The organism is Streptomyces sp. NPDC059787, assembly GCF_042732315.1.
GTDB classification, from domain to species: domain Bacteria; phylum Actinomycetota; class Actinomycetes; order Streptomycetales; family Streptomycetaceae; genus Streptomyces; species Streptomyces atrovirens.
Map to the genome: position 1 here is coordinate 27,074 of NZ_JBHWHX010000024.1, position 24,932 is coordinate 52,005.

Annotated in this window: 17 protein-coding genes and 2 pseudogenes; 10 read left to right on the forward strand and 9 right to left on the reverse strand. The window is 71.7% G+C overall.

Annotation, left to right across the window (positions count from 1 at the left end):
* Window positions 1–90: 90 nt before the first annotated feature.
* Window positions 91–762: pseudogene (locus ACFV5H_RS22580) on the reverse strand (sialidase); the annotation flags it as partial.
* A 338-nt stretch (window positions 763–1,100) separates the two neighbouring features.
* On the opposite strand from ACFV5H_RS22580, the gene ACFV5H_RS22585 reads away from it, so the two are divergent.
* The 6 genes and pseudogenes from ACFV5H_RS22585 to ACFV5H_RS22610 all read left to right on the forward strand — a co-directional run.
* Window positions 1,101–3,380 carry a catalase gene (locus ACFV5H_RS22585; protein WP_385055401.1) on the forward strand — a complete coding sequence of 760 codons (2,280 nt, stop codon included), beginning with the start codon at window positions 1,101–1,103 and terminating at the stop codon, window positions 3,378–3,380.
* Window positions 3,381–3,682: 302 nt separating this feature from the next.
* Window positions 3,683–4,864 (forward strand): spore photoproduct lyase family protein, encoded by a 1,182-nt coding sequence (locus ACFV5H_RS22590; RefSeq protein WP_385196903.1) that lies wholly within the window; start codon window positions 3,683–3,685, stop codon window positions 4,862–4,864.
* Between the two features lie 80 nt (window positions 4,865–4,944).
* On the forward strand, window positions 4,945–5,799 hold the full coding sequence (locus tag ACFV5H_RS22595; RefSeq protein WP_385196905.1) for an ABC transporter ATP-binding protein: 855 nt from the start codon (window positions 4,945–4,947) through the stop codon (window positions 5,797–5,799).
* A complete protein-coding gene (locus ACFV5H_RS22600; RefSeq protein WP_385055392.1) occupies window positions 5,796–6,779 on the forward strand; it encodes an ABC transporter substrate-binding protein in 984 nt (327 codons plus the stop codon). Before ACFV5H_RS22595 ends, ACFV5H_RS22600 begins: the two co-directional genes overlap by 4 nt.
* A 4-nt stretch (window positions 6,780–6,783) precedes the next feature.
* Window positions 6,784–8,850: an iron ABC transporter permease gene (locus tag ACFV5H_RS22605; RefSeq protein ID WP_385055389.1), complete on the forward strand. Its 2,067-nt coding sequence runs from the start codon at window positions 6,784–6,786 to the stop codon at window positions 8,848–8,850.
* A 535-nt stretch (window positions 8,851–9,385) separates the two neighbouring features.
* Window positions 9,386–9,614 (forward strand): annotated as a pseudogene (locus ACFV5H_RS22610) (hypothetical protein); the annotation flags it as partial.
* Between the two features lie 17 nt (window positions 9,615–9,631).
* On the opposite strand, the gene ACFV5H_RS22615 reads toward ACFV5H_RS22610, so the two are convergent.
* The 6 genes from ACFV5H_RS22615 to ACFV5H_RS22640 form a co-directional block, all read right to left on the reverse strand.
* Window positions 9,632–10,225, reverse strand: coding sequence for a sugar O-acetyltransferase (locus ACFV5H_RS22615; RefSeq protein ID WP_385055458.1), 594 nt, complete (start codon window positions 10,223–10,225; stop codon window positions 9,632–9,634).
* A gap of 118 nt (window positions 10,226–10,343) precedes the next feature.
* Window positions 10,344–12,383 carry an RICIN domain-containing protein gene (locus ACFV5H_RS22620; RefSeq protein WP_385055387.1) on the reverse strand — a complete coding sequence of 680 codons (2,040 nt, stop codon included), beginning with the start codon at window positions 12,381–12,383 and terminating at the stop codon, window positions 10,344–10,346.
* A 124-nt stretch (window positions 12,384–12,507) separates the two neighbouring features.
* A complete protein-coding gene (locus ACFV5H_RS22625; protein ID WP_385196907.1) occupies window positions 12,508–14,550 on the reverse strand; it encodes a beta-galactosidase in 2,043 nt (680 codons plus the stop codon).
* Window positions 14,551–14,612: 62 nt separating this feature from the next.
* On the reverse strand, window positions 14,613–15,950 hold the full coding sequence (locus ACFV5H_RS22630; protein WP_385058946.1) for an ABC transporter substrate-binding protein: 1,338 nt from the start codon (window positions 15,948–15,950) through the stop codon (window positions 14,613–14,615).
* Between the two features lie 88 nt (window positions 15,951–16,038).
* The gene (locus tag ACFV5H_RS22635) at window positions 16,039–16,986 is read right to left on the reverse strand and encodes a carbohydrate ABC transporter permease (protein ID WP_385058944.1); all 948 of its coding nucleotides are present in this window, start codon (window positions 16,984–16,986) and stop codon (window positions 16,039–16,041) included.
* Window positions 16,987–16,990: 4 nt separating this feature from the next.
* Window positions 16,991–17,917 (reverse strand): carbohydrate ABC transporter permease, encoded by a 927-nt coding sequence (locus ACFV5H_RS22640; protein ID WP_385058942.1) that lies wholly within the window; start codon window positions 17,915–17,917, stop codon window positions 16,991–16,993.
* Window positions 17,918–18,264: 347 nt separating this feature from the next.
* Between ACFV5H_RS22640 and ACFV5H_RS22645 the strand changes: the two genes are divergently transcribed.
* The 3 genes from ACFV5H_RS22645 (at window position 18,265) to ACFV5H_RS22655 (ending at window position 20,423) form a co-directional block, all read left to right on the forward strand.
* Window positions 18,265–19,257, forward strand: coding sequence for a LacI family DNA-binding transcriptional regulator (locus ACFV5H_RS22645; RefSeq protein ID WP_385197034.1), 993 nt, complete (start codon window positions 18,265–18,267; stop codon window positions 19,255–19,257).
* A 78-nt stretch (window positions 19,258–19,335) separates the two neighbouring features.
* Window positions 19,336–19,578 carry a hypothetical protein gene (locus tag ACFV5H_RS22650; RefSeq protein WP_385196910.1) on the forward strand — a complete coding sequence of 81 codons (243 nt, stop codon included), beginning with the start codon at window positions 19,336–19,338 and terminating at the stop codon, window positions 19,576–19,578.
* An 80-nt stretch (window positions 19,579–19,658) separates the two neighbouring features.
* The gene (locus ACFV5H_RS22655) at window positions 19,659–20,423 is read left to right on the forward strand and encodes a sulfite exporter TauE/SafE family protein (RefSeq protein WP_385059665.1); all 765 of its coding nucleotides are present in this window, start codon (window positions 19,659–19,661) and stop codon (window positions 20,421–20,423) included.
* A gap of 13 nt (window positions 20,424–20,436) precedes the next feature.
* On the opposite strand, the gene ACFV5H_RS22660 is transcribed toward ACFV5H_RS22655, so the two are convergent.
* Window positions 20,437–21,231, reverse strand: coding sequence for an SDR family NAD(P)-dependent oxidoreductase (locus ACFV5H_RS22660; protein ID WP_385196912.1), 795 nt, complete (start codon window positions 21,229–21,231; stop codon window positions 20,437–20,439).
* Between the two features lie 206 nt (window positions 21,232–21,437).
* On the opposite strand from ACFV5H_RS22660, the gene ppk2 reads away from it, so the two are divergent.
* Window positions 21,438–22,415 (forward strand): polyphosphate kinase 2, encoded by a 978-nt coding sequence (ppk2, locus tag ACFV5H_RS22665; RefSeq protein WP_385197036.1) that lies wholly within the window; start codon window positions 21,438–21,440, stop codon window positions 22,413–22,415.
* A gap of 5 nt (window positions 22,416–22,420) precedes the next feature.
* Here ppk2 and yicI read toward each other — a convergent pair whose 3' ends face one another.
* Window positions 22,421–24,691 carry an alpha-xylosidase gene (gene yicI, locus ACFV5H_RS22670; protein ID WP_385196915.1) on the reverse strand — a complete coding sequence of 757 codons (2,271 nt, stop codon included), beginning with the start codon at window positions 24,689–24,691 and terminating at the stop codon, window positions 22,421–22,423.
* Between the last annotated feature and the right edge of the window lie 241 nt (window positions 24,692–24,932).

A 24,932-nucleotide genomic window follows, 5' to 3' on the forward strand; every position in this document is an offset into this window, starting at 1 on the left:
CCCGAGACCGAGACCGAGACCGAGACCGAGACCGAGACCGAGACCGAGACCGAGACCGAGACCGAGACCGAGACCGAGACCGAGACCGAGACCGAGACCGAGCACGACCGTGTCGGCGCGGTCGACCTCGATCGTCCGGTCGATGTGGTGGACACCGGGCGTGAACAGCAGGTTGAGCCCCTGGTCGAGCGCGGCGTCGATGGTCGCGGCCGTGGCACCGGGCTTGACCACGTAGAACCGGTCGAGCGGGAGGGACGTGCCGCCGGCGTTGGCCGGCCAGGAGACACCGCGCGCGTCGGTGCGCTTGGCGGGCACGAACACCTTGTACTCGTTGCCGTCCAGGTGGAGGAACGGCTTCTCGCGCGAGATCGGCGTGGTGTCGAACGTGGTGTACGGGCCGGTCTCGAAGTTGCTCGCCGGAGCGCCCTGGACGCCGGTGAACGTCATGTTCCACACCCCGTTGGTCCAGCCGCCGACGGAGCTGTCCCGTGTGTACCACTGCTGCTGGGAGTACGGGCCGACGGTGCCGTCGATCTTCGAGTCGGCGATGTAGCCGCCGGAGGCCCAGCCGTAGCCGTCCGGGGCGAGGTTGAGGCCGCCCCTGACGTGGATCCGGCGGAACGGGGCCGCCTGGGCGACCGCCCAACGGTCGGTGCCGTTGACGGGGTTGATGGCGAGGTTCTCCGCCGAACGCCAGAAGTTCTGCGTGGCGTTGCCGTTGAACCAGCCGGCGTCCACGGTGATGTCGCCGTTGATTTCGGACATGAATCGGTGAGCGGGTGCCCGTCGGCGGGGTGGCACGCCGGACCGAATCCGTATGCCTTGACCGTCGGGCCGGGGGTACGCGGGCGGGGCGGTCGGATCCGGTGGGGGAGAGCGGAGGGGGAAGTGCGGGTGTGCCGAGGCGCGGGGCACGGTGCTCCGGGGCGGGGATTTCACCCCAACGGCGGGTGCCCGCTGCGAGGGCGTGCCCGCCGTGAGACGTTGGCGGCACCCGATGCCCTTTTCGAGCGCTTTGCCCCCTCGGGTCGCCCGCAGTCGGCAACTGAACGCACGGCCACCCTGTCCGTGGCCGGTCTGAAGCGGAGGAGTGTCACCCCATGAGCGAGGCCAACCCCGTCAAGCGGGCAGCGAAGAAGATCACCGATAAGCTGCAGGACGACGGATCGGCCCCGGCCGACGGCATTCCCGGACGGCCGGGCTCCCAGCCGCCTTCCGTGGCCGAGCCGACCGAGCCCCGCGATCCGCTGCCGCCGAAGCCGGACCAGAGCGGCCCGGCCACCGTGTCGCCCACCGGTCAGCCCACCGGCGCCGACCAGGCCAGGGTGGCGCAGTCCGGGAGCTATCTGACCAACGCGCAGGGCACCCGGCTGTACGACACCGACCACTCGCTCAAGGCGGGTCCGCGCGGCCCCGTGCTGCTCCAGGACCACCATCTGCGCGAGAAGATCATGCACTTCGACCACGAGCGCATCCCGGAGCGCGTGGTCCACGCCCGCGGCGCGGGCGCGCACGGGGTCTTCCAGAGCTACGGCACGGCGGCCTCCGTGACCAAGGCGGGGTTCCTCGCCGCGGACGTCGAGACGCCGGTGTTCGTACGGTTCTCCACCGTGGTCGGCTCACGCGGGTCCGCCGACACCGTGCGCGACACCCGCGGTTTCGCCACGAAGTTCTACACCAGCGAGGGCGTCTTCGACCTGGTCGGCAACAACATCCCGGTCTTCTTCATCCAGGACGCCATCAAGTTCCCCGACGTCGTCCACGCCGCGAAGCCGCACCCCGACAGGGAGATCCCGCAGGCGCAGAGCGCGCACGACACCTTCTGGGACTTCGTCTCCCTGCACACCGAGGCGACCCACCACACCCTCTTCTTCATGGGCGACCGCGGCATCCCGCGCTCCTTCCGGATGATGGAGGGCTTCGGCGTCCACACCTTCCGGCTGGTCAACGCGGAGGGTGCCACGACACTGGTGAAGTTCCACTGGAAGCCCAAGCTGGGCGTGCACTCCCTGGTGTGGGACGAAGCGCAGACGATCAACGGCGTCGACCCGGACTTCCACCGGCGGGACCTCGCCGACGCCATCGAGGCGGGTGCCTACCCGCAGTGGGAACTGGGCATCCAGACCTTCCCCGACACCCCGGAGCAGACCTTCGAGGGCATCGACCTGCTGGACCCGACGAACATCGTGCCCGAGGAGCTCGCCCCGGTGCAGCCGGTCGGGCTGATGACCCTCAACCGGAACCCGTCCAACTTCTTCGCCGAGACGGAGCAGGTCGCCTTCCACGTCGGTCACCTCGTGCCCGGTATCGACGTCACCGACGACCCGCTGCTCGCGGGACGGCTGTTCTCGTACCTGGACACCCAGATCACGCGCCTGGGCGGCCCCAACTTCCCGCAGCTTCCGATCAACCGGCCGCAGGCACCGGTCAACGACATGCTGCGCGACGGCATGCACCAGACGGCCGTGCACCGCGGCGTGGCCCCCTACCGGCCCAACTCCCTCGACGGCGGCTGCCCGTTCACCGCGGGCGCGGACACGAGCGCGTTCATCGAGGCGCCGGTGACCGTCCCGGAGGGGCGGAAGGTGCGCGAGGCGCCGGAGTCGTTCGCCGACCACTTCAGCCAGCCCCGCCGGTTCTGGCTGAGCATGAGCCCGGTGGAGCGCGAGCACATCATCGGCGCGTACACCTTCGAGCTGGGCAAGTGCTACGAAGAGGCCATCAGGGTGCGGACCCTCCAGGTCCTGGCCAACATCGACCCCGAGCTGTGCGCCGGTGTCGCCGAGGGCCTCGGTCTGCCCGCGCCCGAGCCCACCGTCCCGCTCGCCGACGTCGAACCGAGCCCGGCCCTCTCGCAGATCGGGCGGACCTGGCCCGTGGACGGACGCGTCATCGGCATCGTCGCCGGCCCGGACGGCGACCTCGACGGAGTCCACGCGGTACGCGACGCGGTGCTCGAGGCGGGCATGGTCCCGTTGGTCGTGGCGCCGACCGGCGGCACGCTCGGCTCGGACGACTCGGCCCTGACGGTCCAGCGCAGCTACGTCACCGCGCGTTCCGTCGAGTTCGACGCCGTACTGCTGGCCGGGGTGCCGGCCATGGGCGACGACACGGCCGGCGTGCGCGACGGCAAGGGCGCGGCCTCCGCCGCACAGCGGACGGCGATCGACCCGCGGATCGGGCTGCTGCTGACCGAGGCGTTCCGGCACGGCAAGGCGATCGGCGCGTGGGCGGGCGGCGAAGCCGCCCTCGAAGCGTCCGGCGTCCCCACCGACGCCCCCGGCATCGTGGTCGCCGACTCCGGCCCCACCGTCCTCGGCCAGGTCCGCGAGCTGCTTGCCTCACACCGGGTCTGGGAACGCTTCACGACCCGCGCCTGACACCCGGCCACGACGGGAACACCCCGTCGACCCGCTCCGAAAGCGCGCCGGTGCCGCAGGCCGTGCCCACCCTCCCCCGCTCTCGGCTTCGTTCGCGCGGGGGAGGGGACTCCCGCCGTCCTGCGGGACGGCTGCTCGCGGCGGGCGTGGCCGGGCGTCGGCGCTCCCACGATCTGCTCGGTGGGCGGGGTGCCGGCCCCGTCGCCGTACAGTGGGGAGGACGGCCCTCACCTGCCGGGTTCCGTGGAATCCGGCCGGCGGGCGTTCCGTATCGTCTCCGCACCCGGGAAGCCGGCCCGCACATGCGCCACCATCCGTCCTCGTCCCCCGGCTCCCAGGAGCCGCTCTTCGGTCTCGACGAGCTGCCGGCGGCACCGGCGGCCGGGCCGGCGCCGTCCGCTTCCGCCTTCCGGGACTCCGCGCAGGCGCGCCGGCTGCTCGCGATCCGGGAGATCCACGCCGAGCCGGCCGCCGCCGCCTCGCCCCGCGGGCGGCAGATCCTCGCCCGGTTCCCCGGGGCCCGGCTGATCGAGACGGACTCCCACTGGCGCATCCCCGAGCTGCACGGCAACGAGGGCAGCGCGGACCGCTGGATGCGGATCAAGCGCGAGACCCTCGTCCTGGGCGTGAAGAAGACGCTCACCACCCGCCCCAACGGCCGTTCCGCCGACTGGATAGCCCCCGGCCCGTCCAACGGCTGCGCCCTGTCCTGCGTGTACTGCTACGTCCCCCGCCGCAAGGGCTTCGCCAACCCGATCACCCTCTTCACCAACATCGACCGGATCGTCGCCCACCTCGGCCGCCACGTCGCCGCCCAGGGTCCCAAACCGGAGCCCAACCAGTGCGACCCCGAGGCATGGGTGTACGACATCGGGGAGAACGGCGACTGCTCCGTCGACGCCCTCGTCTGCGACAACACCGCCGACCTGGTGCGCGCCTTCCGCGACTGGCCCACCGCGAAGGCGTCCTTCGCGACCAAGTTCGTCAACCCCGACCTGCTGGAGCTCGACCCGCGCGGCCGCACCCGTATCCGGTTCTCGGTGATGCCGGCCGACGACTCGCGCCTGCTGGACCTGCGCACCAGCCCGGTCGACCGGCGGATCGCCGCCGCCGCGGACTTCCTCGACGCCGGGTACGAGGTGCACTTCAACCTCTCACCCGTCGTCGTCCGCCCCGGCTGGCAGGACGCCTGGGCCGGGCTGCTGCGGCACATGGACGACGTACTGCCCGAGCGCGTGAAGCGGCAGGCCCGCGCCGAAGTCATCATGCTCACCCACAACGCGGACCTGCACGAGGTCAACCTCCGCTGGCATCCGCGCGGCGAGGAGGTGCTGTGGCAGCCCGCCGCGCAGGAGACCAAGCGCTCCCAGAACGGTGCCCTCAACCTCCGCTACCGCGCCGACATCAAGCGCCGCGCCCTCGCGGACCTGCGTGAACTGGCCACCCGGCACACACCCTGGCTCGATATCCGCTACGCCTTCTGACGGACCGGCACCGACCCGTTCCGGCTTTCTCCCAGGTCACCCCCTGATAACGGGAATTAAGGGTAGGCTAACCTTGCCTCGTGATTCCTGCTGAAGAGGCGGCCCTGAGCCCGCGCGGCCATCAACTGTCGGCCACCGACGTGACCGTGGCGTACGACGGCACCGACGTCGTGCACGACGCGGCGCTGACCCTGCGGCCCGGTGAAGTGACCGCCCTGGTGGGCCCGAACGGCAGCGGCAAGTCGACCCTGCTGCGCACCGTCGCCCGGCTGCAACGGCCGCGGAGCGCCACGCTCACGATCGACGCCGGCACCGACGCGCTGGCCCTGGGCCCCCGGGAGTTCTCCCGCCGCGTCGCCCTGCTGCTCCAGGGACGCCCCACCCCCAGCGGTCTCAGCGTGCGGGACGTCGTCGAGTTCGGCCGCTACCCGCACCGCGGCCGATGGGGCGGCACGGACCCCGGCGGCCGCGCCGCCGTGGACCGTGCCCTCGCCCTCACCGGCGTCGCCGAACTCGCCGACCGCGGAGCCGAACACCTCTCCGGAGGACAGCTCCAGCGCGTGTGGCTGGCCGGCTGCCTCGCCCAGGAGACCGGTGTCCTCCTCCTCGACGAACCGACCACCTACCTCGACCTGCGCTACCAGGTCGAACTCCTCGACCTCATGCGCGACCTGGCCGACGAACACGGCATCGCCGTCGGCGTCGTCCTGCACGACCTCGACCAGGCGGCGGCCGTGGCCGACCGGATCGTGCTCCTCGCGGCCGGACGCGTCGTCGCGGAGGGCCCGCCCGAGGACGTCCTCACCCCGGAGCGCCTGACCGAGGTCTACGGCATCCGGATCGAGGTCGACACCGACCCCCTCACCGGCCGGCTGCGCACCCGCGCCATCGGCCGTCACCACACCCGAAGCGAAAGGCTCGGCACCACCTCATGAGACGCCTCCTGCTCACCGCTCCCCTGGCCACCGCCGCCACCCTCCTGCTGGCGGCCTGCGGCACCACCGAACCCGCCGCCGACGACGCCGGCGCCAAGGAGTCCGCGCAGGCCATCACCCTCACCGACGCCACCGGCGCGAAGGTGGAACTCGACGGCCCCGCCAAGAAGGTCGTCGGCACCGAGTGGAACGTCGTCGAGCACCTGGTCTCCCTCGGTGTCGACCCGGTGGGCGTCGCCGACGTCAAGGGCTACAAGACCTGGGACGCCGCCGTCCCGCTCAGGAACGAGCCCAAGGACATCGGCACCCGCGGCGAGCCCAGCATGGACACCATCGCCTCGCTCGAGCCGGACCTGATCGTCGCCACCACCGACCTGCAGCCCGACGTCGTCGAGCAGTTGCGCAAGGTCGCCCCGGTCCTGGGGGTGAAGTCCGCCGACGCCGCCGACCCGATCGGGCAGACGCTGAAGAGCGTCGACCTCATCGCCGAGGCCACCGGCACCACCGAGCGCGCGGCCACGCTGAAGAAGGACTTCGACGCCAAGCTCGCCGAGGGGAAGAAGGCCCTCGCCGACGCCGGCCTGGACGGCGCGGAGATCGCCTTCGCCGACGGCTACGTCGCCTCCAACCAGGTCTCCCTGCGCCCCTACACCTCCGGTTCGCTGATCGGCGCCGTCAACGAGCGGCTCGGCCTGAAGAACGCCTGGAAGCTGAAGGGCGACGAGGCCTACGGCCTGGCCTCCACCGACGTCGAGGGACTGACCGGCCTGGGCGAGGTCCACTTCGCCTACATCGGCAACAAGGACGACGCCGCCAGCGACCCGTTCGGCAAGGAACTCGCCGACAACTCCGTGTGGAAGTCGCTGCCGTTCGTGAAGTCCGGTGACGTCCACCGGCTGGACGACGGCATCTGGATGTTCGGCGGCACCGGCTCGATGGAGGCGTACGCCGACTCCCTCGTCGCCTCGCTGACGAAGTAGCGCGATGGCCGTCACCGCCACCACTCCCACCGCCCGTCCGGCGACGGCCAGGTCCCGGACGGGCGCGGCCGCGGTGACGACCGCGCTCGTGCTCCTGGTCGCGGCCCTCGCCGTCGTCGACATCACCCAGGGCACCGCCGCGGTCGGCCCGGCCGAGGTCCTCAAGGCCCTCACCGGACGGGCCGACCCGGCCGACGCGTCCGTCGTCATCGCCTCACGGCTGCCCCGCATGACCGCCGGGCTCCTCGTGGGCGCGGCCCTCGGCATGGCCGGCGTCGCCCTGCAGGCCGTCAGCCGCAACGTCCTGGCCTCCCCGGACACCCTCGCCGTCAACGCGGGCTCCTACTTCGCCCTCGGCATCGCCGCCGTCACCGGCGTCTCCCTGCCGCTGCTCGCCTCCTCGGGCATCGCCTTCGCCGGCGGGCTCGCGGCGGCGGCCGTCGTCCTCGGACTGTCGGGGCTCGGCGCCGGCACCGTACGGCTGGTGCTCGCCGGTACCGCGCTCGCCCTCGGGCTCACCGCCGTCACCGAGGGGCTGCTCCTGCTGTTCCCGCGGCAGACCGAGGGCCTCTACCAGTGGAACCAGGGCAACATCGGCCAGAACGGCTTCGACGGTGTCCTGCAGATGCTGCCCGTCGCCGTCGCCGGACTCGCCGGCCTGCTGCTCATCGCCCGCCGGGTCGACGCCCTCGCCCTCGGCGACGACGCGGCCCGCGGACTCGGCGTCCCGGTGCGGGCCACCCGCGTCACGGCCGTCGTCCTGGCGACCCTGCTCTCCGCGGCGGCCGTCACCCTGGCCGGCCCGATCGGCTTCGTCGGCCTGTGCGCCCCGGCCCTCGCCCGCCCGCTCGCCCGCCGGGTCCGGGGGCTGCGACTGCTGAGGGCGGGCGTGCCGGTCGCGGGCCTCGTCGGCGCCGCCCTGGTGCTCGGGGCGGACGTGCTGCTGCGGACGTTCGTCGACGCGGACACCGCGGTCGCCGTCCCCACCGGCGTGGTCACCAGCCTCGTCGGTGCGACGTTCCTGGTGGTGATGGCGGCCCGGCTCCGCGACACCGCCGGCGCCGCCGCGCCGGACAAGCTCCGCATCCGCAGCCGCGCCGTCTTCCTCACCACGCTCACCGTGCTGACGGTCGTCCTGGTCGGCGTCACGATCGCCGCCGTCCTACTGGGCGACAGCAAGCTGCTGCTGGGCGACGTGGTCAACTGGGCGCAGGGCAGGGCGGGCAGGACCGTCTCCTTCGTGCTGGACACCCGTGTGCCCCGGGTGTCCGCCGCGCTCCTCGCCGGGGCGGCGCTCGCGCTGGCCGGAACCCTGGTGCAGGCCGTCACCCGCAACCCGCTGGCGGAACCCGCCGTCCTGGGCGTCTCCGGCGGTGGCGCGCTCGGCGCGGTGGTCCTGGTGACGACGGTCCCCGCCGCCGGGGGGTGGGGCGTCGCCGGGGCGGCCTTCGCGGGATCCGCGGTCACGGCGGTCGTCGTGTTCGGCCTCGCCGCGCGCGGGGGCTACCAGCAGAACCGGCTGGTGCTCGTCGGCATCGGTGCCGCGACCGCGTCGACGGCCCTGATCAGCCTGCTGATCGTGCTCACCGACCCGTTCAACGCGACCAAGGCCCTCACCTGGCTGTCGGGCTCCACGTACGGCCGGACCATGCCCGACGTCCTCCCCCTCGCGGCCGTCCTCGCCGTCGGCGTCGCGGTGGCCGGCGTACGGCACCGGGAACTCGACCTGGTCTCCCTCGACGAGGACACCCCCCGGCTGCTCGGACTCGACCTGGCGCGTGGAAGGTTGGGCTTCCTCGTGCTGAGCGTGCTGCTCAGCGCCGCCGCCGTCGCCGCCGCGGGCACCATCGGCTTCGTCGGCCTGGTCGCCCCGCACGCGGCGCGCGCCCTCGTCGGACGGCGGCACACCCGCGTCCTGCCGGTCGCGCTGCTCCTCGGCGCCGTACTGGTGTGCACGGCCGACCTGCTGGGCCGCACCGTGATCGCCCCCGCCCAGCTGGGCGCCGGCCTGATGACGGCCGTGATCGGAACGCCGTACTTCCTGTACGTACTGGTGCGCAGCCGCCGGTAGGCCCGCGCGGGCCGGCTGCCCGTCGTCGGTCCGTCAGGTGGCCGGCGGCGGGCCCGTGCCCGGGAAAGACACCTGACAGAACGTGACGCGGCGGGCTGTGCTCGCCGCGATGACCACTCCCTCTGTTCTCGGATTGGGGGTCCCGTCCGTGCAGGGTGAGTGCTGATGCGCCCACACATCACGGACGGGGATTCCCGCCTTTCCCCCTGGCTGCGCGTGCGTGAGTACGCCGTGCCGCCCTCCATGACCGAGACCGCGACCGCCCGCCGACGTGTCGGCGACCGTGCCGGCGCCTGCGCCGCCATCTGCGGGACGCCCGCAGGACCGGTGAACTGCGGGTCCGGTCCGGAGCCGACCGGTCGACGGCCGACGCCGATCCGCGCGGGTTCGTCCCGCCCGGCCACCACTGCGCCGTGGACCGCTGGGCCGACGAGGCACGGATCGTGCTCCGCGACGCCGGGCGCACGACCGGATCCGTCACCGTGCGGATCGGCGCCGGACACCGGCTGGTGCTGACCCTGCCCGACGACGGCGACGGACCGGCTCCGCCAAGGCACTCGGGTCCCGGCCCGGCCGGATGTCGTGGTCGTCCTCACCGACGGACAGACACCCTGGCCGGACTCCCGGCCCCCTGCCGGACGGTGGTGGGCCTGTTCCCCCGTGCGGGGGAGTCATGGGACGAGGACGACCCCGACCACGTGCCCGACACCCCGCCCGACCGGGCCCGCGTGGTGACCATCGGCGCGGAACCCGCAGCACGGTGAGCGGCGCCCGGAACCGTTCAGCTCCGCGCGGTGCCCGGCGGCCGGTACGTCCACTCCCGGTCCGCGTCGGTGATCGGCCGCAGTACGCGGGCCGGGGTCCCGGCGACGACGGTCATCGGCGGCACGTCGGCGGTCACCACACTGCCCGCGCCGACGACCGAGCCCCGCCCGACGGTCACCCCGGGCAGGATCACCGCGCCGGCCCCGACCCACACGTCGTCCTCGATGCGCACCGGCGCCGAGAACTGGCTGCCGTCCCGGCGCAGTTCGGGGTGGACGGGATGGCCGGTGGTGCTGATGGTGACATGGGGTGCGAACATCACGCGGTCGCCGACGAAGACCTCGACGTCGTCGACCAGGGTGAGACCGAAGTTGACGTACACGTCGTCGCCGAGGTGCACATGACGGCCGTAGGCGACGTACAACGGCGGCTCGATCCACACGCCCCGGCCCACCGAGCCGAGCAGTTCGCCCAGCAGGGCGCGGCGGGCCTCCTCGTCACGCGGTCCGGTGCCGTTGTACTCGGCGGCGAGTTCCTTGCCGCGCAGCCGCTGTTCCTCGAGCAGTCCGAGGCCGGGCGCCGAGTCGGTGTACAGCTCGTGGGCCGCCATGCGGCGGCGCACCTCGCGCTCGGCGTCGTCGTCGTGTGCCACTGGTTCTCCATGGGGGTCGTGGAAGCGGTCCGGCCGCACCACCGGGCGGTGGTGCGGCCGGATGCGGGCGGATCGGTCAGTCCGTGACGTCCGTGACCGTCCAGCGCTGGTTGGAACCGGAGTTGGGCTGCCACGTCGTGACCGCCGCACCCTCGTGCGTGGCCTGTCCGCCGACCTCCAGGAGGCGCCCGGTGGCCGCGTTGACCAGGGTCCAGGTGCCGTCGCCCGTGGACGACATGATCCACTCGGCGGCCGGGTCGCGCTCTCCGGTGTCGGGCTCGACCACCGGCACGTCGTCCCGTACGGTCAGCCGCTCGCCGTCCACCGGGTTGGTGAACTCGTAGCGCTCCCGCACGCCGTCGTCGGGGCGCACCGCGCTCAGCCGCCACTGCTGGGAGGCCGAGTCGTCACCGGTGCCGATGACGAGGTGCGTGCCGTCGTCCGCGACGGTGACCGCCTTGCCGCTCTGCACACCGGTCAGGGTGTAGGTGTGGCCCTTGCGCAGCAGCGGGGCGTCCTCCGCGACGCCGGAGACGCCCTTGACCTCGAAGGACGTCACCGACTGGGCGGGCACGGCGAAGGTGGCCGCGCGGTCGGTGACCTTGATGGCCCGGTGCCGCTCCAGCTTGCCGTCGGCGCTGGTCACCACAGGGGTGACGGTCGCGTTGCGGCTGACGGTACGGAACCCGGACAGGTCGAGGGTGACGTTGCGGGCCTCGGTGGTGCTGTTGACGTGGACGAGTGAGGCGCCCTTGCCGTTCTTCGTCACCGCCGCCGCGCTGGAGGTGTCGTCCACCTTGATCAGCCGGTCGCCCGGCTTGATGAAGTGGGTGAAGTTGCGGGCGGTGTCGAACTTGGTGTTCGTGTGGATGGGGCAGGTCTCGAGGGTGTCCTCGGAGGTGCAGCTGAAGGGGAGCTGGATCTCGCCCCAGTTGCCGCCCTTGGCGGACTCGCCGCCGGGCCTCATGTTGTCGTGGTCCTCGACGGGCTGCCAGAACACCCAGGCGCGCGGCTCCAGTTCACGCAGGTCGTCGACGATGCGCTGGGCGAGGCCGAGACCGGGACGCATGTCCGTGAAGCTCTGCCCGTCGCCCCAGTCGCCCTCGACCTCGCTCATCCACAGCCGCTTGTCCTCGGCCTTGGCGATGTCGCGCACGGTGGTGCGCTGACCGGTGCCGTAGGTGTGGACGTTCATCTGGCCGACGAGGTCACGCGCCTCGGACGAGTAGGTGTTCCAGTTCTGCGCGAAGATGGACGGGTTGGTCTCGTCCATCGCGGAGATCCCCGCCCTGGTCTTCGCCTTCTTCAGCGCCGGGGCGAGCGCGTGGAGCACCTTCTCCTGGAGGCCGGGACCGATGTGGGCGCCTTCCTGACGTCCGCCGACGGGTTCGCCGTCCGCGCCGAGGCGGGTGCTCCAGTAGCCGGTGTTCGGCTCGTTGAAGGGGTCGACGGTGTCGACCTTGATGCCGTGCGCCTTCTCCAGCCGCTTGGTGGCGCCCGCCAGGTAGGCGGCGAAGTCGTCGACCGACTCGGTCTTCAGCTGGTCGGCGGTGGCGTCGAACCCGCCGGACACATAGCCGCTGACCGTCATGAACCAGGGCGGGGAGTTGCTGAAGGTCTCCCAGTGGGTGATGTCCTTCTTGATGCGGTCCACCCACCAGCGCTGGGTGGCGTCGGCGTTCTCGTTCCAGTCGGCGGGGTCCTCGGCGTCCCACCAGTCGGTGTCCTCGCGGGTGGTGCCCGCGGGCGCCTTCCACCAGCCCTCGACCGCGCCGCCGGCGCGCAGGTAGTCCTTCACGTCGGGGGCGTTGCCGCCGCCGACGTTGTAGCGGGCGATGTTCAGGGCGAGACCGTCGTCGCCGAACAGGAGCCGTGCGAGCTTCTCGCGGATCTGGGGCGGGTAGTCGCCGGTGGCGTTGGCGAACCAGACGAGGCTGGTGCCCCAGCCCTCGAACTCCTCCTGCTGGTAGGAGGGGTCGGGCCGTACGGTGACGGAGGGGACGTCCGCTGCCTGGGCGGCGGACGTCGGCCCGGGGACCAGGGCGGCCCCGGTGGCCAGGGCTGCGGTGAGCCCGGCGGCCGTGAGGAGCCGTCTGTTGCGGGTGCGGCGTGCCATCGGTGTGCTCCCAACGGTGAGGTGTGGTCGCGCTTCGGCGGACCCTCCCGCCGCAGTCGCTGCCGGCGGGAGGGGACGGCCCCGGAACGGGTGCGTGCCGCTCCGGGGAGTGGTGGGGCGGGTGTCAGGCGGCCGGCTGCCGCAGTACGGCGACCGCGCGGGGCCCGAGCGTGAGGACGCCGTCGGCGCCGGCGGTACCGACGAGCACCTCCCCGTCGAGGCCGGGCACCGCGACGGTGCCGTCGGTCCGGTTCACCAGGAACAGGAACCGGCTCTCGGCGCTCCGGCGCACGACCGGCTCGACCAGCCCCCGTACCCCGGCGGGCAGTTCGCTCTCCACGCCGGCCGGTCCCAGCAGCCGGGGCAGCAGCGAGGTGAGCCCCTCGACACCGAGCCGGGTGGAGACGTACGCGGCGGAACCCCCGCCCGTCGGACGCCGGGTGACGGCGGGCCTGCCCGACTGCTCGCCGGTGCGGTAGCGGGCCAGCACCTCGGTCCCGTCGCCGGTCACGGTGATCCGGTCGGTCCACAGGACGCCGGTCGTGCCGTCGTCGAGCTCCACGCTGTCACCGGCGAGCAGTGGCCCGAACTCCTCGATGCGGATGCCGAGCAGGTCCCGCAGGGCGCCCGGATAGCCGCCGAGCCAGACGTGGTCGTGCTCGTCGACGACACCGGAGAAGTACGTGGTGATCAGATGGCCGCCCTGTTCGGCGTACCGGGTGAGGGTCTTCGCCAGGTCGGCCGGGACCATGTGCAGCACGGGGGCGATCAGCACCTGGTGGCGGTGCAGATCGGCCCGGGTGGTGACGAGGTCGGCGCGGACGCCGAGGGCGAGGAGCGCCGAGTACCAGTCGAGCGCCTCCTGCCGGTAGTCGAGCAGGGAGGTGGGGTGGGAGTCCTGCTCGCTCGCCCACCACGACTCCCAGTCGTAGAGGATGCCGACCCGGGCGGGCTCCCGCTCGGACCCGGCGAGCGGGGCGAGGTCCTCGAGGGTGGCGCCGAGGGCGGCCACCGCGCGGAACAGCTCGCTGTCCGCACCGGCGTGCGGGACCATCGCCGAGTGGTACTTCTCGGCGCCCGCCGCCGACTGCCGCCACTGGAAGAAGCAGACCGCGTCGGCGCCGTGGGCGACGTGCAGCAGCGAGTCGCGGGCCAGGTCGCCGGGGCGCTTGGCCACGTTGACGGGCTGCCAGTTGACGGCGCTGGTGGAGTGCTCCATCAGGAACCAGGGCCGCCCGCCGGAGATGCCGCTGGTGAGGTTGGCGGAGAAGGACAGCTCGTCGCGGTCCTGCGGGCCGGGGTGGACGTAGTGGTCGTTGGAGACGAAGTCGATCTCGTCGGCCCAGTCGGGGTAGTTCATGCCCTTGGTGCCGCCCATCACCATGAAGTTGGTGGTGACGGGGACGTCCGGGGTGAGCTCCCGCAGGATCTCCCGCTCGGCGCGCAGATGGTCCTTCAGCGCGTCCGAGGAGAACCGCTTGAAGTCGAGCTGCTGGGTGGGGTTGGGGTGGGAGGCGGCCAGCCGGGGCGGCAGGATCTGCTCCCAGTCGGTGTACCGCTGCGACCAGAAGGCCGTGCCCCAGGCGTAGTTGAGCGCCTCCAGCGTGGTGTAGCGGGCGCGCAGCCAGTCCCGGAAGGCGCGGGCCGCGTCGTCGGAGTGGTCGTAGACGTTGTGGCAGCCCAGCTCGTTGTTGACGTGCCAGGCGACGAGCGCGGGGTGACCGGCGTACCGGGTCGCCAGCTCCCGGACCAGGCGCAGCGCGTACCGGCGGAAGACGGGCGAGGTGGGGCGCCAGTGCTGGCGCGCCCCCGGCCACAGCGTCTCGCCGGTGGCCGTGACCGGGAGGATCTCCGGGTGGGCCGTGGTGAGCCAGGGCGGCGGGGAGGCGGTGGCGGTGGCGAGGTCGACGCCGACGCCGCCCCGGTGCAGCAGTTCCATCACCTCGTCGAGCCAGGCGAAGTCCCAGGTGTCCTCGGCCGGTTGCAGCCGGGCCCAGGAGAAGATCCCCACGGACACGAGGTTCACGCCGGCCTCGCGCATCAGCCGGACGTCCTCCTCCCACACGGTGCGGGGCCACTGCTCGGGGTTGTAGTCGGCGCCGTAGACGAGACGGGGGGCGGGGTCACCGTCCGCCCCGCCGGTGCGGGACAGGAGGGTGGAGATCATGGCGGTCCTTCCGGGTGGGGCGTCGGGCGGCGCGCGGGATGGTGCGCGCCGCCCGGCGTGTGCTACTTCTCGACGGTGAAGCCCTGCTCCTCGGCGTACTTGACCGAGGCGTCCTGCCAGGCCTTCAGACCGTCCGCGAGCGTGGTGTCCGAGACGTAGGCCTTGCCGACCGTGTCGTTGAAGACCGAGTGGGCGTACTGCTGGAACGGCAGGTACGACCAGTCGCTGGCGACGTTCGCGGCGGACTCGGCGAAGATCTTGTTCGCCTCCTGGCCGCCGAGGTAGTCGAACTTGGTGCTCTGGAAGTCGGCGGACTGCAGTTCCGCCTTGGTGGCGGGGAAGGCGCCCTGCTCGACGCGGGTCCGGACGCCGTCACCGGAGTTCGCGTACTCCACGAAGGCGTAGGCGAGTTCCTTGTTCTTGCCGAGCGAGGGCAGGGTCAGCGAGCTTCCGCCGTTCTCCGCGCTGGCCTTGTCGCCCTTGGTCCAGGCCGGCATCGGGGCCGCGCGCCACTGGCCGGCCGCGTTCGGCACGCCGCTGACGAAGTTGGCGGGCATCCAGGCACCGGTGGTCAGGGTGGCTATGCTGCCGTCGCCCAGACCCTTGTACCACTCGTCGGTCCAGCCGTTGATCGGGGCGAGGAGCTTCTCGTCGATGAGCTTCTGCCAGGTGTCCGTGTACTTCTTGGCCTTCGCGTCACTGAAGTCGATCTTCACGTTGGTGCCGTCGACCTTGTACGGACGCGAACCGGCCTGCCACAGCAGGCTGGTGGTGAAGCCGGCGTCGCCGGCGTCGTTGGCGATGTAGACCTTGGGGTCGGCCTTGTGCAGCTTGCGCGCGGCGTCGACGTACTCGTCCCAGGTGGTCGGGACGGCGATCTTGTACTTGTCGAAGATCGTCTTGTTGTAGAACATCGCCATCGGGCCGGAGTCCATCGGCAGGCCGTAGACCGCCTTGTCCTCGCTCACGGCGTTCCACGGACCGGGCGTGTACTTGGACGCCAGCTTGTCGGCGCCGAAGGGGGCCAGGTCGGTGAGGCCCTTGCCGAGGGCGTACTGGTTCACCGCGAAGTACTCGACCTGCGCGACGTCCGGGACACCCTTCTCGGCCGAGATCGCGTTCGACAGCGCGGTGTAGTGCTTGTCGCCCGACCGCTCGCCGACGAGGTTGATCTTGACCTTGGGGTACTTCTTCTCGAAGTCGGCGGCGACCGTCTTCAGCGTGGGCTCCCAGGACCACACCGTCACCGTGCCGCCCTTCTTCAGGGCCGCCTGGACGTCCGAGGCGGAGACCGCCTTCTGGTCGGAGTCGTCGTCCGAGCCGCCGCAGGCGGTGGCGCCCAGGGCCACGGCGGACAGGAGGGCGATGCCTCGCAGCAGGCGACTGGTGTTTCTGCGCATGAGGGTGCTTCCACTTCTTCGTGGGCGGGACGGGGTGAGGGTGGTGGTGCGTGGTGTGGGGCTGAGGGGGCGGCGGGGAGCCGCGCGGTCACTCCTTGACGCTGCCCGCGGCGAGGCCCGACTGCCAGTACTTCTGGAGCAGCAGGAACGCGGCGATGAGCGGCAGGATGGTGATCAGCGAACCGGTGATCACCAGGTTGAAGACGACCTCGCCGCCGACGGTCTCGGCCTGGGAGTTCCACGCGCTCAGACCGAGCGTCAGCGGGTACCAGTCCGAGTCCTTGAGCATGATCAGCGGCAGGAAGTAGTTGTTCCAGGTGGCGACCGTGGTGAACAGCAGTACGGTCACGATGCCGGGGGCGAGCAGCGGGAGGGCGACGGTGAAGAAGGTGCGCGCCTCGCCGGCCCCGTCGATGCGGGCGGCCTCGAGGAGTTCGGTGGGGATGGCCTCGGTGGCGAACACCCACATCAGGTACAGGCCGAACGGCGAGACCAGCGAGGGGATGATCACCGCCCACGGGGTGTCGGTCAGGCCCATCTTGCTGAACATCAGGAAGGTGGGCACCGCGAGGGCCGTGCCGGGGACCGCCACCGCGCCGATGACCGTGGCGAAGACGCCGCGCTTGCCGGGGAAGTCGAACTTCGCCAGCGCGTAACCGCCGAGGACCGCGAGGAGGGTGGCCCCGCCGGCGCCCAGCACCACGTACAGCAGGGTGTTCAGCAGCCAGCGCGTGAACACGCCGTCGTGGTAGGTGAACGTGGAGCGGATGTTGTCCCACAGCGCGAAGTCGTCGGCGAACCACATCCCGGACGAGTCGGCCAGACCCGCCTGCGTCTTGGTGGCGTTGATGGCCAGCCAGATCAACGGCACGACGGTGTAGACGACGACCAGGGAGGTCAGCGCCGTCAGCAGCACGCTGCGCCGGGGCTTGTCGGCGGAGTGCCTGCGCGTCCCGCGCAGCCGTGGCGCGCCGCGCCCGGGACCGGAGGTCTTGGCGGGTGCGGCCGGGGCGGCGGTGGTGAGAGGGCTGCTCATCGGGTCACGCTCCCTTGCGCATGCCGCGCAGCTGCACGACGTAGGCGATCACCATCGTGATCAGGCCCATGATGATGGCCACCGTCGCGGAGTAGTTGTGCTGCTGGCCGTTGAAGGACAGCGAGTAGGTGTAGTAGTTCGGAGTGAAGTCGGTCGTGATGGCGTTGCGCGCCAGCGGCCGCAGGATGTTCGGCTCGTTGAACAGCTGGAAGCTGCCGATGATGGAGAAGATCGTCGCGATGACCAGGGCGCCCCGGATCGCGGGCAGTTTGATCGCGGTGATCACGCGGATCTGTCCGGCGCCGTCGATCTCCGCCGCCTCGTACAGGGAGTTCGGTATGACGCGCAGCGCCGAGTAGAAGATCAGCATGTTGTAGCCGACGAACTCCCAGGTGACGATGTTGCCGATGGACGCCAGGACCAGGTCGGGGGAGAGCGGGTCGGGCAGCGAGACGCCGAACGCCCCGTTGATGTCGCCGACCAGGCCGTACTTCGTGCCGTACATGAAGCCCCACATCAGGGTGGCGACCACGGCGGGCACCGCGTACGGCAGGAAGATCGTGATGCGGAAGAAGCCCTTGCCGTAGAGCCGGCCGCTGTCCAGGGCCAGGGCCACCAGCAGCGCGATGCCGAGCATGATCGGCACCTGGACGCAGAGGAAGAGCGAGACCCGGCCGAGGGCCGCCCAGAACCGGTCGTCCTGGAGCGCCTGTTCGTAGTTGTCGAGGCCGACGAAGGTGGTCCCGCCGATGAGCTGGTCGCGGAAGAGGCTCAGATGGATCGAGTACGCGATCGGTGCCAGGAAGACCAGGGCGAACACGGCCACGAAGGGGCCGATGAAGCCCCACCCCGTCCAGGAGCGGCGGTCCCGTCCCGCCGGGGGCGGGGCCGGCCGCGCCTCGGCGGCCGCCGGTGGTTGCAGCGTCGTCATGTCGTTCCTCGCTCGTCACCGTTCCGGACCGGCTGCCGCCCGGCGCGTGAGCCGAACGGCATGCCCCCTGCACGTGATGTTTACGTAAACATCGACTGCCGCGAAGCGCCGGGGAGCTGTTATGTTTACGTAAACATCGGATGGCGGCATGTTTACACTGCCCTCCTGAGAACGGTCAAGGGTCCCTTGGGAAACCGTGACGCGAGCAGTGACAGGAAGGCGGCTGACGGCGAGTGGACACGGCCGAGAGAACGCCGGCGGACGCACCCGGCCCCGCCGAGGCCGCCGACGCCACGACCGGCGGCGCCGCGCGCCGCACCCGGGGCGGTGCCCGCACCACGGCCTCCATGGCGGACGTGGCCCGGCTCGCGGGAGTCTCCTCGCAGACCGTCTCCCGCGTCTCCAACGGCTATCCGGGAGTCACCGAGGAGACCCGCCGTCAGGTGCTGGCCGCGATGAAGGAACTCGGCTACCGGCCCAACAGCGCGGCCCGCGCCCTCAAACGCGGCGAGTTCCGCACCATCGGCGTCATCACCTTCACCCTGTCCACCACCGGCAACGTCCGCACCCTGGAGGCGATCGCCACCTCCGCCGCACGCGAGGGCTACGCGGTGACGCTGCTGCCGGTCGCCGTACCCACCCAGGACGAGGTGCGCGGGGCGTTCTCCCGGCTGGAGGAACTCGCCGTCGACGCCGTGATCGTCATCATGGAGGTCCACCTCCTGGACGCGGCGACCGTCACCCTCCCCCCGCACGTCCAGGTCGTGGTGGTCGACTCCGACGCCGGCGACCACTACACGGTCGTCGACACCGACCAGGCGGGCGGCACCCGCGCCGCCGTCCAGCACCTGCTCGGCCTCGGCCACCGCACGGTGTGGCATCTGGGCGGCCCCGAGGACTCGTTCGCCGCGCAGCGCCGTACGGACGCCTGGCGCGCGGCCCTCACCGAGGCCGGACGGGTGCCGCCGCCCCTCGTCCGGGGTGACTGGTCGGCGGAATCGGGCTACCGGGCCGGCCTCGAACTCGCGGCCAGGGACGAGTGCACGGCCGTCTTCGCCGCCAACGACCAGATGGCGCTGGGCCTGTTGCGCGCCCTCCACGAACGCGGCCGGCGCGTGCCCGAGGACGTCAGCGTCATCGGCTTCGACGACATCCCCGAGGCGTCCTCCTTCCTGCCCCCGCTGACCACCCTCCACCAGGACTTCGCCGAGGTGGGCCGGCTCTGTGTCCAGGCGGTGCTGAGCAAGATGCGCCAGGACGGCCCCGAGCGGGGCACCACCCTCGTCCCGACCCGGCTGGTGCGGCGCGCCAGCACGGCACCGCCGCCGGAAACCGCCTGACGGGCGAACTCCCCTTCTCCGCGGACCGGTCGGCGTGCGGGACCCGGTGGTCGTCGGGCACGCCCGAGCCGCTCCCTCGTGCTGTCGCACGCCGTCTCCGACCGCCACGTCGAGCCGACCGGGCGGGACGCGGCCGCGTACGCCCGCACCCGCGCCGAGGTCGCCCGCTTCTTCGACGGCCCGGCCCTCGCCGACCCCGGCCCGGTGACCGTGCGGAGCGGTTCCGGACGGTCCCGGCCTCTTCCGGGGACAGCGGCGTCCGCGTGGATGTGGCCAGGGTCTCCCGGCCTTTCGGTGATCGCCGAAGGACGCGGAGGCTAGCGTCCTCCCATGAACGTTTCTTCAGGCCCCGGCCCGCGGCAGGCACCCCCGGGCGGCGACGAGACGGCCGGGGGCACGGCATGACGCCGCTGGAAATGCTCGGCGTCTTCGCGGCGGGCGTCGGCGCCGGCGCCATGAACGCGGTCGTCGGCTCGGGGACGCTGGTCACCTTCCCCGTGCTCCTCGCCACCGGGCTGTCCCCCGTCACCGCCACGGTCTCCAACGCGCTCGGACTGATCCCCGGCTCCGTCAGCGGCGCGATCGGCTACCGCAGGGAACTCGCGGGCCAGGGCCGGCGCGTCCGCAAGTTCGGCGTCGGCGCCGCGCTGGGCGGGCTCTGCGGCGCGACGCTCCTGCTGGCCCTGCCCGCCGAGGCGTTCGAGACCATCGTGCCGACCCTGGTGGGGCTCGCTCTCGTCCTCGTCGCGTTCCAGCCCCTGATCGGCAAGAAGGTGCGAGGCCGCCGCGCGAAGGGGCACTCCTCCCGCCCCGACGGCGGATGGCCGCTGTCCGCCGGCCTGACCCTGGCCAGCGTCTACGGCGGCTACTTCTCCGCCGCGCAGGGCATCATCTACATATCCCTGATGGGCCTGCTCATCGACGAGCCGCTGCAACGCCTCAACGCCGTCAAGAACGTGCTCGCCGCGATCGTCAACACGGTCGCCGCGGCCTTCTTCGTCTTCGTCGCCGACTTCGACTGGACGGCCGTCGCGCTCATCGCGGTCGGCTCCGCCCTCGGCGGCCAGCTCGGCGCCAGGACCGGCCGCAGGTTCAGCCCCGCGGTGCTGCGCGCCCTCATCGTCACGATCGGCACCGTCGCCCTCGTCCAGCTGCTGCTCCGCTGACCACCGCCCGTTCTCAGGGCAGGATCGAGTCGACGTAGCCGCCGTCGACACGCAGCGCCCCACCGGTCGTCGCGGAGGCCTGGTCGGAGCCGAGGTAGACGACCATGTGGGCGATCTCCTCCGGCTCGATCAGCCGTTGCAGCAGCGACTGCGGCCGGTGCTCGCGCATGAAGGCGCGCTGCGCCTCGTCCCACGGGAGGTCGCGGTCCACCAGCTCGTACACGAAGTCCTCCACCCCGCCCGTGTGGGTGGGCCCGGCGATGACCGAGTTCACCGTGACGCCCGTGCCCGCCGCCTGTTTGGCGAAACCCCGGCTCACCGCGAGCAGCGCCGTCTTGGACATGCCGTAGTGGATCATCTCGGCGGGGGTGACGATCGCCGAGTCGCTGGCGATGTACTGGACGCGCCCCCAGCCGCGCCCGGTCATACCCGGCAGGAACAGCCGGGTCAGCCGCACGGCGGCCAGGACGTTCACCTCGAAGTAGCGCCGCCACTCGTCGTCGGTGATCTCCAGCGGGTCCGCGGAACCGAAGACGCCGAGGTTGTTGACGAGGATGTCCACCCGCGGCAGGGCCTCGGCGACCTGCTCGGCGCCCGCCTCGGTGGTCACGTCCGCCGCGACCGGTACGACGTCGGCGCCCGGCACCTCCCGTTCGAGGGCGGCGGCGCTGTCCCGTACGCGCTCGGTGGAGCGCCCGTTGACCGCGACCCGGGCGCCCGCCCGCGCCAGTCCGGTGGCGATCGCCGCACCGATGCCCTGGGTGGAGCCGGTGACCAGCGCCGTACGGCCCTTGAGATCGATCTGCACGTCGTGCCTCTCCTTCACCTGGGTACCAGTGCCTGCATGCGATGCCCGAACACGGACGGAAGGCGCTGCCCGCGCACACGCTCCGCCTGGTCCTGCTCCTTCCCCGCGACAGCGGCCGAATCACCGCAAACCGCCTGTTGGGCATACGCTTCTGATAACGCACTCGTGAGGAGGCGGGAGGCGACGTGACGGCCGAACACGCGGACGTGCCGGACGGCCGGACGGAGGCCGGGGCCGGTGGGAACGGCGACGATCTGCTGTACGGGCTGGAGGTGGACGACCGGCGCCCGGAGCGGCCCGTGCTGCTCGACGCCGACGGCACCCCGATCGAGACCTGGCGGGAGAACCACCCCTACGACCGCAGGATCAAGCGGGCGGAGTACGACCGCACCAAGCGCATCCTGCAGATCGAACTGCTGAAGATGCAGCGGTGGGTCAAGGACACCGGCCAGCGCATCGTGGTGCTCTGCGAGGGGCGGGACGCGGCCGGCAAGGGCGGCACCATCCAGCGGTTCATGGAACGCCTCAACCCCCGCGGTGCCCGCGTGGTCGCCCTGGAGAAGCCGACCGAGCGGGAGTCGGGCCAGTGGTACTTCCAGCGCTATGTGGCCCATCTGCCGTCCCGCGGCGAGATCGTCTTCTTCGACCGCTCCTGGTACAACCGGGCGGGCGTCGAGCGGGTCATGGGCTTCTGCACGGAGACCGAGTACCGTCAGTTCCTCCAGCAGGCGCCCATGTTCGAGCGGCTGCTCACCGACGACGGCATCATGCTGGTGAAGTTCTGGTTCTCCGTCTCCCGGGCCGAGCAGCGGACCCGGTTCGCGATCCGCCAGGTCGATCCGGTGCGCCGCTGGAAGCTGTCGCCGATGGACCTCGCCTCGCTCGACCGCTGGGACGACTACACCGAGGCCAAGATCGAGATGTTCCGGGCGACGGACACGCCCCACGCGCCGTGGACGGTCGTGAAGAACAACGACAAGCGCCGGGGGCGGCTGGAGGCCATGCGCAGTCTCCTCGACCGCTGCGACTACCCGGCGAAGGACCACGAGGCCCTGGGCAAGCCGGACCCGCTGATCGTGGGCTCGGCGGACACCCTGCTGGAGGCCGGTGAGGAACCCGCGGTCCTCTCACCGACCCCCCTGGCGGGTCCCGGCCACGGCCCGGGCAGTCACCCGGGCGCGTGATCCCGTCATCCCAGCGGCAGTGTCACCTCGCCCGAGCCCTGTGCCTCGGCCCCGCCGGGCACGCGCACCGTGAACGGCCGGTCGGTCCCGGACGCCGTGACCCGCAGGACGTCGCCGTCCCGCCGGACCCGGAACGTCGCGGCCGGCAGCCCCGCCGTGTCCGGCACGGTGACCTCGGCCGTGTAGTCGGCCGCGGCCGAGGGGTGCACGAGCAGGACCGGAGCGTCCAGCCAGTCGCCGTCGGGCCGGGAGTCGTCGCCGGACAGCGGCAGCACGGCGCCCTCACGGACGTACAGCGGAAGGCTGTCGTAACCGTGCCGTTCGGTGCGCCAGCGGGGGCCGGTGACCCGCTCGCCGCTCAGCAGGTGGGTCCAGGTGCCCTCGGGCAGATAGACCTCGACCTCGCCGTCCTCGCTGAACACCGGCGCGACCAGCAGGTCGGGGCCGAGCATGTACTGGCGGTCGAGCGGGCGGCACGCCGGATCCCGGGGGAACTCCAGCACCATGGGCCGCATCACCGGGACGCCCGTGCGGTGGGCCTCGGCGGCGGCGCCGTACAGGTACGGCATCAGGCGGTGCTTGAGCAGGGTGAACCGCCGGGCGACGTCGACCGCCTCGTCGCCGAACTCCCACGGCACCCGGTACGACGTGGAGCCGTGCAGCCGGCTGTGCGAGGAGAGCAGGCCGAAGGCGAGCCAGCGCTTGAACACCTCGGGGACGGGCGTGCCCTCGAAGCCGCCGATGTCGTGGCTCCAGAAGCCGAACCCGCTCAGCGACAGGGACAGGCCGCCGCGCAGCGACTCGGCCATCGCCTCGAAGGACGACCAGCAGTCGCCGCCCCAGTGCACCGGGTACTGCTGGCCACCGGCGGTCGCGGACCGGGCGAAGAGCACCGCCTCACCCTGCCCGCGCTCCTTCTCCAGGAGCTCGAACACCGTCCGGTTGTACAGGTGGGTGTAGTAGTTGTGCATCCGCTCCGGGTCGGAGCCGTCGTGCCAGACGACATCGGTGGGGATGCGCTCGCCGAAGTCCGTCTTGAAGGTGTCCACGCCCTGGTCGAGCAGCGGCTTGAGCTTGGACTGGAACCAGGCGCGGGCGTCGGGGCTGGTGAAGTCGACCAGGCCCATGCCGGCCTGCCACAGGTCCCACTGCCACACGTCGCCGTTCGGGCGGCGCACCAGGTGCCCGAGGGCGGCGGCCTCGTCGAAGAGCGGGGACTTCTGGGCGATGTACGGGTTGATCCAGATGCTGATCCGCAGGCCCTTCTCCTTGAGCCGGGCCAGCATGCCCTCCGGGTCGGGGAAGACGTCCGGGTCCCACTGGAAGTCGCACCACTGGTACTCGCGCATCCAGAAGCAGTCGAAGTGGAACACCGACAGCGGGATGCCGCGCTCGGCCATGCCGTCGACGAACGAGGTCACCGTGGCCTCGTCGTACGACGTGGTGAAGGAGGTGCTGAGCCACAGGCCGAACGACCAGGCCGGCGGGAGGGCCGGGCGTCCGGTGAGGGCCGTGTAGCGGCCGAGGACGTCCTTCGGGGTGGGGCCCGCGACGACGTAGTACTCCAGCGCCTGGTCCTCGACGCTGAACTGGACCTGCCCGACGGACTCGGAGCCGATCTCGAAGGAGACGGCGCCGGGATGGTTGACGAAGACGCCGTAGCCGCGGGAGGAGAGGTAGAACGGGATGTTCTTGTAGGCCTGCTCGCTGCTGGTGCCGCCGTCGGCCTGCCAGACGTCGACGGTCTGGCCGTTCTTGACGAACGGGGTGAAGCGCTCGCCCAGGCCGTAGATCTGCTCGCCGACGCCGAGCGACAGCCGGCTCAGCACATGGTGGGCTCCCTCGCCGGTGGTGGCGAAGGCGGTGCTCTTGGCGCCGGCGCGGGTCAGTTCGCGTCCGTCCGCGTCGTGGAAGGAGAGTCCGAAGGGGCCGTCCCCGTCCAGGCGCAGGGTCAGGGGTCCGCTGGTCAGCTCGGTGACGGTGCCGTCCTGGCGTACCGTCCCCGCGCCGTCCGCGTCCTCGGTGAGGGCGAAGTCGGGACCCGGCCGGTACTTGCCCGCGTGGTGGGTGACCCGGACGCCGATCACGCCCTCGGCGGGGGAGAAGCACTCGACCGTGATCAGCGGCGCGTTGAGGGTGTCGCCCCTGCGTGTCACTTTCTTCACGGCGGCGTAGCCGGTGAAGCGCTTCGATTCCGGGCGCACATCGCGCACTTCGGTGGCGTACGAGATCTGGACACCGTCGCGGATGCGCCAGAAGCCGTCAGTGAATTTCATGGTCTTCCTCGGAGGGGGAGGTCGGCAGAGGCTCGGAAGGAAGCTTCTGACCAGGAACTATGACAGGAGACGCAGAACCTGTCACGCCTTGGCGCAAGCAGATCGTATCGCCGGGGGTCTAGCGCGACCGGCTTCCGCTGGCGTATTAGTAATCAGGCAAAACAAATTACACCCGGTGCAGCGCCAAGCAACACCTCGGCGAGAGCCGCCCCAAGTCGAAGCGCTTCACCTGCCTCCCGAA